Origin of the sequence: Synechococcus sp. CB0205 (genome assembly GCF_000179255.1) — a bacterium.
Taxonomy (GTDB): domain Bacteria; phylum Cyanobacteriota; class Cyanobacteriia; order PCC-6307; family Cyanobiaceae; genus Vulcanococcus.
Map to the genome: position 1 here is coordinate 20,791 of NZ_ADXM01000050.1, position 12,822 is coordinate 33,612.

Sequence of the window (12,822 nt, forward strand, 5' to 3'; positions counted from 1 at the left end):
AAGGCCCGTTTGGTAGTGTTTCCAGGCACTTTCAAACCGCACACCTGCGCGTTTCGGGTGATCAACCGGTGATTCAGGTTCGTCCTGTTCGGTGGATCCCTGGCAGGTGGAGGCAAACCCGAAACCTCAACACAACATGGCTGTCGTCACTCTCGCCGAAATGATGGAGGCGGGTGCTCACTTTGGGCACCAAACTCGCCGTTGGAACCCCAAGATGTCGCGCTACATCTATTGCGCGCGCAACGGCGTCCACATCATTGACCTCGTGCAAACCGCGGTTTGCATGAACAACGCCTACAAGTGGGTCCGCAGTGCCGCACGCAGCGGCAAGCGCTTCCTGTTTGTGGGAACCAAAAAGCAGGCCTCTGAGGTGATTGCCCTCGAAGCCAGCCGCTGTGGTGCTGCCTACGTGAACCAGCGCTGGCTGGGCGGCATGCTCACCAACTGGACCACGATGCGTGCCCGCATCGACCGCCTGAAGGACCTCGAGCGGATGGAGTCCTCCGGCGCCATCGCCATGCGTCCTAAGAAGGAAGCCGCAGTCCTGCGCCGCGAGCTGGACCGCCTGCAGAAGTACCTGGGTGGTCTCAAGAACATGCGTCGCCTCCCCGACGTGGTGGTCCTGGTGGACCAGCGCCGCGAGACGAACGCCGTGCTCGAAGCCCGCAAGCTGGACATTCCCCTGGTGTCCATGCTCGACACCAACTGCGACCCCGACCTCTGCGACGTGCCCATCCCCTGCAACGACGACGCAGTGCGCTCCGTTCAACTGGTGCTCGGCCGTCTGGCGGATGCCATCAACGAAGGTCGCCACGGCTCCAACGAGCAAGCTGCCTACGACGACGTTCAGGCCTGATTCGTTCCTGACCCCAGTGGTTGATGCCAGGAGCTTCCCCCCGGGGAGGCTCTTCGGTGTTAAGCCCCTGTTTTGATTTTTCCCCTCTTCATCACCGCAACGCACCATGGCTGAGATCTCCGCCAAGCTCGTCAAAGAACTGCGCGACATGACCGGCGCAGGGATGATGGACTGCAAGAAGGCCCTCAACGAAACGAAGGGCGACAAGGACAAGGCCGTCGAGTGGCTGCGTCAGAAGGGCATTGCCTCCGCCGAGAAGAAGGCTGGCCGTGCCGCAGCTGAGGGCGCGATCGGTAGCTACATCCACACCGGTGCCCGCGTCGGCGTTCTGGTTGAAGTGAACTGCGAAACCGATTTCGTCGCCCGTGGCGAGATCTTCCAGGAACTCGTGCGCAACGTGGCCATGCAGGTCGCTGCATGCCCCAACGTTGACTACGTCAAAGTCGAGGACATCCCCGCCGAAGTCGCCGAGCGCGAGAAGCAGATCGAGATGGGCCGCGATGACCTCGCCGGCAAGAAGGAGGAGATGAAGGAGAAGATCGTGGCTGGCCGTATCGGCAAGCGCCTCAAGGAGATGTCCCTCCTCGATCAGGCCTACATCAAGGACAGCGCCTTGACCGTCGACGAACTGGTTAAGCAGGTCTCCGGCAAGGTCGGCGAGAACATCCAGGTGCGCCGCTTCGTTCGCTTCAACCTGGGCGAGGGCATCGAAGTCGAGAAGATGGACTTCGCGGCTGAAGTGGCTGCCATGCAGGCTGCTTGATCGGGACTCGTCCCTTCAGCGCTCTGGTCCCGTGAGTCGTCCTCTGGATCCCAACACACGATCCCTGGACGAGGCCAAGGCACAACTCCTCTCGCTGCTTCAGCAGCAAGAGGAGTTCACTCCGGCCCTCTACCGCGACCTCGCCCTGTACCTGCAGGTTCTGCGGGATGGCCTGTTGCACAGCGTGCAGCAGGCCTGTTTTCATTTGGCGACCCAGGTGGTCCCTGAGCGCTACAACCAGCTGACACCAGAGCGCCGTCAGACGTTTCAGCGGCGTCTCCAAAGTTTGGTGAAACGCTCCTGTTCCCTGCTGACCGTCGAGCAGGTGATGGGTCTGGCCGCCCAGCAGGCCCGCAAGCAACAGCGCCGGCAGCTGCAGGAGCAGCAAAAAATTCTGCAAAGCATGCTGGAGGGGCAAGAAGAAGCCCCCCCGAGCCCTGCGCCCGCTGAACGGCCTGATGAGGCTCCATTGCCCCAGTCCATCAATCTCAGCCTGGATCTCCCCCTGGGGGCCGATCTGTTTGACCGAGGTGTGCCGGGATTGCCAGCATTGAACCAGCGTCCTCGTGTAGCCGAGGAAGACGAGGTTCCGTCTGCCGAGCCAGCTCCGCCTGAGGGGGATTTAGCCCTGCTTCAGTCCCTGTTCTCGATGGCTTCCGAGACCCTGTCAGCACGGTCCTCCGAGTCCGAGACCCCTGAGGTTGAGGAGTCTGGGGACGAGGTGGGCGATTCCGAAGGCCTTCCGTTCGAGAGCTTCGACTCGGACGTCGTCAGCTCGCATCTGCCTCGCGATCCCCTGCTTCAGGTGCGCTGGTGGGCCCATTTCGATCGTGCTCTGCGCCGACGTCTGCGCAACCTCTCCCATGCCATCAATGTGGAGATGATGCGCGTGGGTCTGGCGCAGGGCTTGCTCCCTTTGAATCTCCTGGATGCGGTCTTGGATGGACAGGTCGAGGCCCTGCCTGCGCCAGCCAATGTCCTGCGGATGGCTCTGCCTCTCACCCTGAATCCAGCGGCGCCCTCCCTCGCCCCGACCGAGGTCTTGACCCTGCTGTTGCGTGGTTCGGATCTGGAGTTTGAACAACCCCGTTTGCGCACCTGCCGTCAGCGCTTGGAACAGAGGCGCCGCACATTGCGCACAATGGCCAAGCGGTATCGCACCTGGCAGCGCCGGGTCAGTGCCCTCGAGGCAGAGCAGCAGTGGTTTCAGGACAGCGCCCCCACCCAGAATCCAGCAACGGATCGCAGCTAGCGCTCCAGGCTTGGTTGCGTCCGCTGCAACAGGCGCTCCAGCTCGAGGCTGAGCGTGGTTTTGAGGACCTGCTCGGCCGCAAGGAGCGCTTCAGCAGCTTTCTGCAGCGGGCCCTGGCGGCGCCACCGGAGGAGCTCGATCGCCAGCGCTTCTCTGGCTTGGGGGAGCTGGCCGGTGACTTTGCTCGGTATGGCGAACTGAGCCAGTCCCGCCGCCAGAGCCTGGTGCGCCGAAGCCGCCAGTACCTGTTTGAACTGCAGAAAGCACTTCAGCCGGTTCAGCCGGTCTCTCCCCCTCGACTGCGCCTTCTCTCCAGTGAGTCCCCAGGCGCTCCCCGCTCCCAGACGATCCAACCGGATACCCCCTTAAGCGAGGTCCGCGGTGTGGGCCCTAAAAGTGCCACGCGCCTCGCTGCCTTGGATCTTTGGCTTGCCCGAGACCTGGTTCGCTATTACCCCCGCGACTACCTCGATTACGCCAACTTGGTGCGCATCGCCGGCCTCGAGCCCGGCAAGACGGCCACGATCGTCGCCACGGTTCGCCGCAGCCACAGCTTCACCAGCCCGCGCAACCCGAACCTCTCGATCCTCGAGCTGCATTTGGCCGATATCACCGGCCGGATTCGCGTCTCGAAGTTCTTTGCGGGGAAGCGGTTCAGCTCACCGGCTTGGCTTAAGGCCCAACAGCGCAACTATCCCGTCGGGGCCTCTGTTGCCATTAGCGGGTTGGTGAAGGAGACCCCCTACGGACCGGCATTCCAGGACCCCTTGATGGAGGTCCTGGAGAGTCCCAATGCCTCGGTTCGCAGTGACCAGATTGGCCGCCTCTTGCCTGTCTACGGCCTGACCGAAGGGCTGACGGCCGACCGCCTGCGCAATCTGATCCGTCCCGTGGTGGCGGCTGCAGGCCAATGGGGTGATCCGTTGCCGGCTTCGCTGCAGGCGCGGGAGGGCTTGGTGCCGCTGCCGGAGGCCCTGCTCCAGATCCATGGTCCGACGAGCCAGGCGTCTCTGAGCGAGGCTCGCCACCGTCTGGTCTTTGACGAGTTCCTTCTGCTGCAGCTGGGTTTGCTGCAGCGGCGCCGCCAGCTCACCAGTCGTCCCGCCCCTGCCCTGGCGGTTGAGGGTGACGCATTGCTCCAGGCGTTTTTGCAGCTGCTCCCCTTCCCCCTCACCGGAGCCCAGCAGCGCGTCTTGGCGGAGATCCGGGCTGACCTGCGGCGGGACCAGCCGATGGCCCGTCTGGTGCAGGGGGATGTCGGTAGCGGCAAGACCGTGGTCGCGATCGCTGCTCTGCTCACCGCGATTGATTCCGGCTGCCAGGGGGCCCTGATGGCACCGACGGAGGTGTTGGCTGAACAGCACTACCGCAAGCTCTGCGAGTGGCTGCCCCAACTACATGTCACCTGCGCCCTACTGACCGGATCGACACCCCTGCGCCGGCGGCGAGAGTTGTTGGCGGATCTGGCCAATGGAACCCTGAAGATGCTGGTGGGGACCCATGCCCTTCTGGAGGATCCCGTTCAGTTCCAGCGCTTGGGTCTGGTGGTCGTCGATGAGCAGCATCGCTTTGGCGTCCACCAGCGCAACCGCCTGCTGGACAAGGGCCTGCAGCCTCACCTGTTGACCATGACGGCGACGCCGATCCCAAGGACCTTGGCCCTCTCCATTCATGGTGATCTGGAGGTCAGCCAAATCGACGAGTTGCCGCCTGGCCGCACCCCCATTCGCACGAGCCTCTTGGCAAGCGCCGATCGCGACGAGGCCTACAGCTTGATTCGAGAGCAGGTGGCCCTCGGCCAGCGGGCCTATGTCGTCCTGCCCCTGGTGGAGGAGTCCGAGAAGTTGGACCTGCGCTCTGCCGTCGATGTGCATCAGCAGCTCAGCGAGCAGGTCTTCCCGAACCTCCAGGTCGGTCTCCTGCATGGACGCATGCCCAGTGCCGATAAGCAGGCGGCAATCACAGCCTTTGCGAGCGGCGAGACCCAGGTGCTGGTCAGTACGACCGTGGTCGAGGTGGGCGTGGATGTGCCCGAGGCCAGCGTGATGGTAATTGACCATGCCGATCGCTTCGGCCTAGCCCAGTTGCACCAGTTGCGCGGGCGCGTTGGCCGAGGGGCTGCGGCGTCCTACTGCCTGCTGGTGAACGACAGCCGCAATGTGCTCGCACGGCAGCGCCTGGAGGTGCTGGTGCGCTCCAACGACGGCTTTGAGATCGCGGAAATGGACCTGCGCCTGCGGGGTCCCGGTCAGGTCCTAGGCACCCGCCAGAGTGGACTGCCAGATCTGGCGCTCGCCAGCCTCACCGACGACGGGGAGGTGCTGGAGCAGGCCCGCCGCGTTGCCCAGGAGATCGTGGCGGAGGATCCTGACCTGGATCAACACCCGGGCCTTGCCAAAGTGCTGAGCGACCAGCGTCATCGGGTCGCCCAAGCTGCCCGCCTGAACTGATGCCCCTGCGGCCCTGGAGTGACATCGTCATCCGCGACTGCGCCGAGTCGCTTGCCCCCTTGCCTGCGGCTCTCTGTCGGATCGAACCCCACCCCTATGTCGTCGTTGGTGCCCCCTATGGCGAGGGTGCCTGTCCCTTTCGCCTCCGCACCGGAGTCATCCAGCGTCTCCTCCAGGCCCAGACGATTTTAAGCACGGCTGAACCCGGCTACCGCCTGGCGATCTTTGACGCTTGGCGTCCGATTGCTGTCCAGCGCTTCATGGTGGACTACGCCATCGCCCAGGAGTGCAGCAACCGAGGCCTAAACCCCAGCTCGGCCAGCCCAGCCGTGGCGGCTGTCATTGACGAGGTGAGTCGCTTTTGGGCTCCGCCCAGCCTGGATCCTGCGACACCACCTCCCCACAGCACCGGAGCGGCGGTTGACCTCACCCTGCTGGATGGGGCGGGCGAACTCGTCGACATGGGTTCTGACATCGACGCGATCGGTGCTGTATCAGAGCCGCACCACTACCGCGCCGTTGCCGATACGACGCCTGACGGTGTGGAGCGCCAACAGGCCCTTGAATGGGATCGACGGCGCCGACTCCTCGCTGATGCGATGGAATCGCAGGGCTTCGCCCAACACCCCAACGAGTGGTGGCACTTCAGCTACGGCGACCAGCTCTGGGCCTGGCAGCGGAGCCAGAGCGAGGCGATCTATGGCCGTGCGTCAGACGGCTGAGCGGACCAGCTCTTCAACGGACTGGCGGCCGAGCTTGGCGACATAGTCACCGAAGCTGCGGCGGCCACCTGCGGCCTTCCAGCCCTTCAGTAGCGGTTCAATTGTGCTCTCGAGTTTCTCAAGCGGCATCCGCTCGAGGTAGGGCTCGGCCAGACGACTCAAGTTCGGTGTTCCACCAAGCCAGAGTTGGTACTGATTGACGCCATCACCCACCAGGCCCAGTTCAGCCATGTAGGGACGGGCGCATCCATTCGGACAGCCGGTCATGCGCACCAGGATTGATTTCTCAATCTCGAGGCGCCGCAGTTGTGCATCCAGCCGCGCCAGCACATCGGGAAGAATCCGCTCGGCCTCGGTCACCGCCAACCCGCAGAGGGGGAGCGCAGGACAGGCAATGGCGTGACGCGCCAGTTGCTCCGGTGTTTCGGGCGTCTCAACGCCAAGAGTGGCGAGGGCTTCTTTCACCGCAGCCCGCTGGGCCGTGCCGATGTTGCAGAGCAGCAGATCCTGGTTGGGGGTGAGACGAATCTCCAATTGATAGGTCTCCACCAGCTGGCGAAGGCCCCGCTTGAGATCGCCCGAGAGACGGCCACACAACAGCGGGATGCCGACGAACCACTTGCCGGCGCTGATGCGATGCCAACCCAGATAGTCCTCAAGCTTGGCTTTGGGCTCAGTTCGTAGACCCTTGATCGGGTGCGAGAAGTACTTCGCCTTGAGTTCGTCTTTGAACCAGCGAATGCCTTGATCGTGGATCAGGTACTTGAGCCGTGCGTGACGACGGTTGTTGCGGTCACCGTGGTCCCGTTGCAGGGCGAGGATCGCCTGCACCAGATCAAAAATGTGTTCAGCTTCCACATAGCCGAGGGGATCAGCTGTGCGGGCAAACGTCTCCTCCTTGTTGTGGGTGCGGCCCATGCCACCACCCACATAAACGTTGCAGCCACGGAGTTCGCCGTTGGCATCAGCAAAGGCCACCAGGCCGATGTCCTGGGTCAGCAGATCGACGGAGTTGTCCCCAGGCACCGTCACGGCCACCTTGAACTTCCGGGGTAGGTAGGTGCCGCCGTACAGAGGCTCTTTGGCGTCCCCGCTAAAGACACCCCCTTCCTGTTGCCGCTCGCGTGCCTTCTTCACGGGGCGGCTGGGTTTGATCCGGTAACTCAGATCGCCATCGACCCAGAGGTCCAGGTAGCTGCCCTCAGCGGCCTGCGGGCTGAGGACGTCAGCGATGTCGTTGGCTAATTGGCGGGCCGCTGGATAACCGCCTTTTTCAAAGGGGGCCGCCGGTGCCATGACGTTGCGGTTGATGTCGCCGCAGGCCGCCAAGGTCGAACCCATCGAGCGAACGATGGTGCCGATCACCTCCTTGAGATGTCCCTTCCGAATGCCGTGCATTTGGAAGGCCTGACGGGTGGTAGCCCGCAGCGTTCCATTGCCGAGGCGATCGGCCAGCTCATCCATCGCCAGATACAGGCCGGCCGGGATCCGTCCAGCGGGGCTGCGCAGGCGCAGCATCATCTGCCAGTCCTTGTCTTGACCCTTCTGCCTGTTTTCGCGGTTGTCCTGTTGATAGCTGCCGTGGAATTTCAGCAACTGAACGGCCCCGTCACTGAAGTGACTCAGGTCGTTCTGCAGCTCTGCAGCGAGAGGGTCCTTCAGGTAGTCGCTGTCGGCCTTGAGTTGCTCAAACTTGGTGCGCTCTGCGCCTGTGGCGATGGAAGGGGAAAACGTCCGTTCCTCGGGGCTCTTCTGCTCCACTTGCCCCACGGACTGCCCTTCGGCCACGCTCACGCACCACAAACAGTGATCTTTGAACGTAGCGAAGCGTCGACCAGGCTTGGCTTCGGAGCCGTTTCAATAAGCTGATCGGCTGCTGAGGCTGCCTGCTCCGTGTCCACCTTTCTGCTTGAGATCGGGACTGAGGAGTTGCCCGCGGATTTTGCGCGCCTGGCGCTGCCGCAGCTGGAGCAGGCGGTGAAGCGTGATCTGAGTGCAGCGCGACTGAGCTACGGCCAGGTTGAGACCACCAGCACTCCCCGTCGCCTGGTGGTCCAGGTGAGTGATCTGTCTGAATCAGCCCCCGATCTGCGCGATGAGCGCAAGGGGCCACCCGCAGCACAGGCGTTCAAAGACGGTGTCCCTACCCAGGCCGCCATTGGTTTCGCCAAGCGCTGCGGGATTGATCCCGCTGCCCTTGAGGTGCGTGACACCCCCAAGGGTCCGTTTGTCTTTGCGGAAGTCCTGGAAGCCGGACGCCCAGCCCGTGAGCTCCTGGCGGAGACCATTCCCCAGTGGATTGCAGCCCTCCAGGGCCGTCGCTTTATGCGTTGGGGCGTGGGAGAAAGCCGCTTTTCCAGGCCCGTGCGGTGGCTGGTGGCGCTGCTGGGTTCCGAGCTGATCCCCGTCACCCTCTCCGGCAGCGACCCCGTCGTGCAGTCCGGCCAGACCAGCCGCGGCCACCGTCTCTACAGCGACGCCGTGGCGATCCCGTCGGCCGATGCCTATGCCGCTGCCCTGGCCGATGCCGGGGTGGTGGTCAATCGCTCTGATCGGGCTTCATTCATTCGCATGAGCGTTGAACGCAGTGCCGCCGCCTTGGATGCGGTTCCGGATTTACCCAGTGACCTCTTTGAGGAACTGACCGATCTCGTTGAGACCCCTCTGTTGATCGAGGGAAGCGTTGCGGACCATTACCTGGCTCTGCCCGCGGAGGTCTTGAGCACCGTGATGCGTGCCCATCAGCGTTACGTGCCTCTGTATCGCAAGGACGCGGATTCCGACCCCCTGGCCTTGGACGCCCGCAAGAGTTTGCTGGCGCGGTTCCTCTGCATTGGCAATGGCCTTGCCGAGGCCAGCGACAGCGTCCGCCGGGGTAATGAGCGGGTCCTGAAGGCCCGGTTGGCTGACGCTGAGTTCTTTGTCCAGGCCGACCGCGCCGTCGCCAGCGCTGAGCGGCGGGAGCTGCTCAAGCGGGTGACCTTTGCTGAGGGCCTGGGTTCACTGCTCGATCGCGTTGAGCGGCTCGAGTGGCTCACTGCCCTACTTGCTGAGCAGCTCGAGCTGCCGAACCAGGTGGCCGACCACGCCACCCGCGCGGCTCACATGTGCAAGCACGATCTCGTCAGCCAGATGGTTGGTGAGTTCCCAGAGCTGCAGGGCGTCATGGGCGGCAAATATCTGCTCGCCGAGGGTGAACCCCGCGAGGTGGCCCTGGCTGTGCTGGAGCACTACCAACCCAAGGGGGCCGGTGATGCCCTGCCGAGTTCGGTGGCAGGTGCTGTGGTGGCCCTCGCGGAGCGTTTTGAACTGCTTCTGAGCATTTACGCCAAGGGTGAGCGTCCCACCGGTTCCTCGGACCCCTATGCCCTGCGCCGGGCTGGTAACGGCATCCTCCAGATCCTTTGGGATCAAGGTTGGAGCCTCAACATCAAGACGCTTCTGGAACGTGCGACGCAGCATTGGGCCAAGCTGCTGCCCCATTTCAAGGTCGATGCAGCGGCATTAGCTCAGGAACTCTCCGAGCTCATGGGGCAACGCCTGCAGAGCCTGCTGGAAGAGGCCGCCATTGATTCCGATCTGGTTCAAGCCGTTGCTGGTGAAACGGTTTCTCTCGAGAGGCTCCTGGCCGACCCGGGTGATGCGCGTCAACGGGCTTCTCTCCTCCAGAGCCTGCGCTCTGGCGGCGAGCTCACCGCTGTCCAGGCCGTGGTCACCCGTGCTGCGAAGTTGGCCACCAAAGGGGATCTGCCTCAGACGGTTCTCTCGGCCAGCGCTGTTGTCGATGCAAGCCTCTTTGAGAAGTCCAGCGAAGCCGGGATGCTTTCGGTTTTGAACAGTCTGGAGCCCGTCGCCACCGGCAGTGATCCCGATCGCTACGCCCAACTGGCCCAGGGATTGATCGCTGGTGCGTCGGCCCTTGCGAATTTCTTTGATGGAGAGGACAGCGTGATGGTGATGGCTGAGGACTCATCGATCCGCGCCAATCGCCTCAATCTGTTGGGTGTTCTCAACAACCAGGCATCGGTTCTGGCTGACTTCAGCCGGATCAGTGGCTAACGCTCTGTAACAAGAGGTCTTAGCCTGTTTGCAACAAAGAGGCTGATCCGCTGACGACTTCCATCCGCTCAGCAGAGCTCGACAGGCCACTGAGTCGCGGCGATTTCTCCCTCGCTTCTTTTCGCCAGTCCAGCAACGCCAGAGCGCTCTGGCAGGTCCTCGTGACCGTTCTTCCCATTGCCTGTCTCTGGGCCGTCATTCCCGTTTGCGCGGCTGATCCTGGTTTGCGCTGGCTTTTGGTGCCGGTGCTGCTGGCACTGGTGTTGTTCTCTGCCCGCAGCTTCTCGCTGATGCATGACTGCGGCCATGACACGCTCTGGTCAACGCGATGGTGCAACCGACTGACGGGCTTTGGCTTGGGTTGCTTGAACGCCATTCCGCAGTTCCCCTGGTCCCGGGGTCATGCCTTTCACCACAAGCACAACGGCAATTGGGATGTCTATCGGGGGCCGTCGTCCCTTTTGACGGTGGAGCAGTTTCTCCAGTTGTCCCCTTCTGCCCAGTGGCGCTATCGCCTGATCCGCCACCCCCTGATGCTCTTTCCCGGTGGCTTCTTTTACCTGGTGATCCGTCCCAGGCTTCAGCTACTACTCGGCTCAGCTGAATTCGCGGGCGCAGCACTGAAGCAGGCCATTCGCTTCCCTAGGACGGGACCCTCCGGTTGGAAGCGCTTTGTTCTGGACTTTAAGTCCAGCCACTGGTACACCACAGGTGAATGGATGGACCTGGTCGCCAACAACGTCGTGGTTCTGACCAGTTGGGTTCTCATGGCTTCCTGGTTGGGCCTTGGGCTTTTTCTGAGCTGCTATTCCTTCGTGATGGCCTGCTCAGCGGCCATGTTTATCTGTGTCTTCTTTGTCCAGCACAATTTCCAGGGTTCTTACACCAGTGGAACCTCTGGTTGGAGTTATTTCAAGGGTGCCATTGATGGCAGCAGCAACCTTGTGCTTCCGGGGATCTTGAACTGGTTCACGGCTGATATTGCTTTTCATTCTGTCCATCACCTTTGTGAACGCATTCCCAATTACAGACTCCGGGACTGCCACCGCTTCCATTCGCATTTACTGCAGAACTGCACCTATCTGACCCTGAAGGACATTCCCCATTGCTTTGACCTCATTCTTTGGGATTCCAAGGCCCTGGAGTTGGTCAGCATTGATAAAGCACTGAGCACCGCCTCGGCTTAAGCACAAAAAAAGGCAGTGGAGTAATCCACTACCTTGTTGACCAACCAGGTCCTTATTTGCCGCTCAACGCCGGCTCACGATCGGCTTTGGCTTTGGCCTTCTGGTTCCCGACGCGAATACCACCTTTGATGGTGCTCACGGCCAGCATGGCGTTGACCTCGCCGTCCTCGCGGACGGCGCTGGGAACGGGCTTGTAACCCTGCGGTGCCAGGGCGTTACCGCGGAGAACGGAGCCGAGGGTCAGCAGGGTCAGCTTGAGTTGCTGCCAGGGGTTCATCGCTACCACGCGCTTGTAGAGGTAGCTGTCAAACGTCAGGCGCTGAACGTCCTTGTCATCGCACATCTCGACGAAGGCTTCACGGGCCGCGTCGTTGCGGTAGAAGACGTTCTGGAGAATCTCGAGCACCTTGTAGGTGGCGCCGTACTGGCGATCCCACTTCTTGAGGTACTTCTTCAGGTCGGCTTCAGTCGGAACCCGCTTGCCGCCTTGGCTGGCCTCAACGATCTGCTCGGCGCACATCCGACCACTCTTGGCGGCGAAGTAGATGCCCTCACCGGAGCTCTTGGTCACATAGCCGGCGGCATCACCAACAAGCGCCATCCGGCCGACGACGCGGCGGGGACGAGGGTGTTCAGGAATCGGGTGGGCCTCAACCTTGATGACTTCGCCATTCACCAGACGCTTCTTGGCGCGTTCGCGAATGCCCTCCTGCAGGCTCTTAATCAGCGCCTGGTTTTCCTGCATGGTCCCGGTGCCGACCGCGACGTGGTCGTACTTAGGGAACACCCAGGCGTAGAAGTCGGGGGACACATCAGTGCCCACGTACATCTCGGCCAGGCTCTCGTAGTACTTCATCTCCTCAGCAGGCAGCTTGATGCGCTCCTGGAAGGCGATGGCCACGTTGTAGTCACCAGCGTCCATGGCCTTGGCCACGCGGCTGTTGGCACCGTCGGCGCCAATGATCAGGTCCACCTCGAGACTCTTGGTCTCACCAGTGGCCTCACCCTCGCTGTAGTCGGAGTAGGTGAGGGTGTAGGGCCCCTGGCGGTTGGCGCCGGTGTCGATCTTGGTCACCAGACCGTTGACCAAGTTGGCGCCGAGTTCAGCGGCGCGGTTGCGCATGAAGGCATCCATGACCTCCCGGCGGCACATACCGATGTATTCGTTCTCGTTTTCGAGATTGATGTCCACCTCACGGTTGGAGGGGGAGATCATCTTCATGTTGCGGACCTTGCGGTCGATGATCGACTCGGGCAGGTCGAACTCCTCGACCATGCACAGAGGGATGGCCCCACCACAGGGCTTGGCGTTATCCAGCTTCCGCTCGAAGATCCAGGTCTCAATTCCCGCCTTAGCCAGAATTTCAGCAGCACAGGAACCACTCGGGCCGCCGCCCACCACCGCGACTCGCAACATCTTGAAACCCGCTCCGCCAGAAGGATGTTGACGCGAAGCTAACACCGCTTGATAGGCAACCGCTGGCAACTCCAGCGCGAGCTCGTAACATCACATAACCCCAGTTCCAACGGGAG

At 62.3% G+C, this 12,822-nt stretch carries 9 protein-coding genes; 7 read left to right on the forward strand and 2 right to left on the reverse strand.

Annotated elements, in window-relative coordinates; translation table 11 throughout:
* Nucleotides 1-136: 136 nt before the first annotated feature.
* The 5 genes from rpsB (at nt 137) to CB0205_RS0109805 (ending at nt 6,043) form a co-directional block, all read left to right on the forward strand.
* Entirely contained in the window at nt 137-856 is a 720-nt protein-coding gene (gene rpsB / locus CB0205_RS0109785) for a 30S ribosomal protein S2 (RefSeq protein ID WP_010316910.1), read from the forward strand.
* Nucleotides 857-962: 106 nt separating this feature from the next.
* Complete coding sequence (gene tsf / locus CB0205_RS0109790; RefSeq protein ID WP_010316911.1) at nt 963-1,619, forward strand: translation elongation factor Ts; 657 nt, start codon at nt 963-965, stop codon at nt 1,617-1,619.
* A gap of 31 nt (nt 1,620-1,650) precedes the next feature.
* On the forward strand, nt 1,651-2,871 hold the full coding sequence (locus tag CB0205_RS0109795; RefSeq protein ID WP_010316912.1) for a hypothetical protein: 1,221 nt from the start codon (nt 1,651-1,653) through the stop codon (nt 2,869-2,871).
* A 14-nt stretch (nt 2,872-2,885) separates the two neighbouring features.
* Complete coding sequence (gene recG / locus CB0205_RS0109800) at nt 2,886-5,321, forward strand: ATP-dependent DNA helicase RecG (protein ID WP_010316913.1); 2,436 nt, start codon at nt 2,886-2,888, stop codon at nt 5,319-5,321.
* On the forward strand, nt 5,321-6,043 hold the full coding sequence (locus CB0205_RS0109805; RefSeq protein WP_010316914.1) for a M15 family metallopeptidase: 723 nt from the start codon (nt 5,321-5,323) through the stop codon (nt 6,041-6,043). Before recG ends, CB0205_RS0109805 begins: the two co-directional genes overlap by 1 nt.
* Here CB0205_RS0109805 and sir read toward each other — a convergent pair.
* Entirely contained in the window at nt 6,032-7,837 is a 1,806-nt protein-coding gene (gene sir / locus CB0205_RS0109810; protein WP_010316915.1) for a sulfite reductase, ferredoxin dependent, read from the reverse strand. The two genes, CB0205_RS0109805 and sir, sit on opposite strands and share 12 nt — an antisense overlap.
* A 99-nt stretch (nt 7,838-7,936) precedes the next feature.
* Between sir and glyS the strand changes: the two genes are divergently transcribed.
* Both glyS and CB0205_RS14650 read left to right on the forward strand, forming a co-directional pair.
* Nucleotides 7,937-10,102, forward strand: a complete 2,166-nt coding sequence (glyS, locus tag CB0205_RS0109815) for a glycine--tRNA ligase subunit beta (protein WP_010316916.1) — start codon at nt 7,937-7,939, stop codon at nt 10,100-10,102.
* 161 nt (nt 10,103-10,263) lie between these two features.
* Nucleotides 10,264-11,289, forward strand: coding sequence for a fatty acid desaturase (locus CB0205_RS14650; RefSeq protein WP_010316917.1), 1,026 nt, complete (start codon nt 10,264-10,266; stop codon nt 11,287-11,289).
* 52 nt (nt 11,290-11,341) lie between these two features.
* On the opposite strand, the gene chlP is transcribed toward CB0205_RS14650, so the two are convergent.
* On the reverse strand, nt 11,342-12,706 hold the full coding sequence (gene chlP, locus CB0205_RS0109825) for a geranylgeranyl reductase (protein ID WP_010316919.1): 1,365 nt from the start codon (nt 12,704-12,706) through the stop codon (nt 11,342-11,344).
* Nucleotides 12,707-12,822 lie beyond the last annotated feature (116 nt).

What these genes read in the sequence shown, in the direction of transcription:
- CB0205_RS0109805 (WP_010316914.1), top strand. Translation starts at nt 5,321, where the DNA reads ATGCCCCTGCGGCCCTGGAGTGACATCGTCATCCGCGACTGCGCCGAG.
- chlP (WP_010316919.1), bottom strand. Translation starts at nt 12,706, where the DNA reads ATGTTGCGAGTCGCGGTGGTGGGCGGCGGCCCGAGTGGTTCCTGTGCT.
- rpsB (WP_010316910.1), top strand. Translation starts at nt 137, where the DNA reads ATGGCTGTCGTCACTCTCGCCGAAATGATGGAGGCGGGTGCTCACTTT.
- tsf (WP_010316911.1), top strand. Translation starts at nt 963, where the DNA reads ATGGCTGAGATCTCCGCCAAGCTCGTCAAAGAACTGCGCGACATGACC.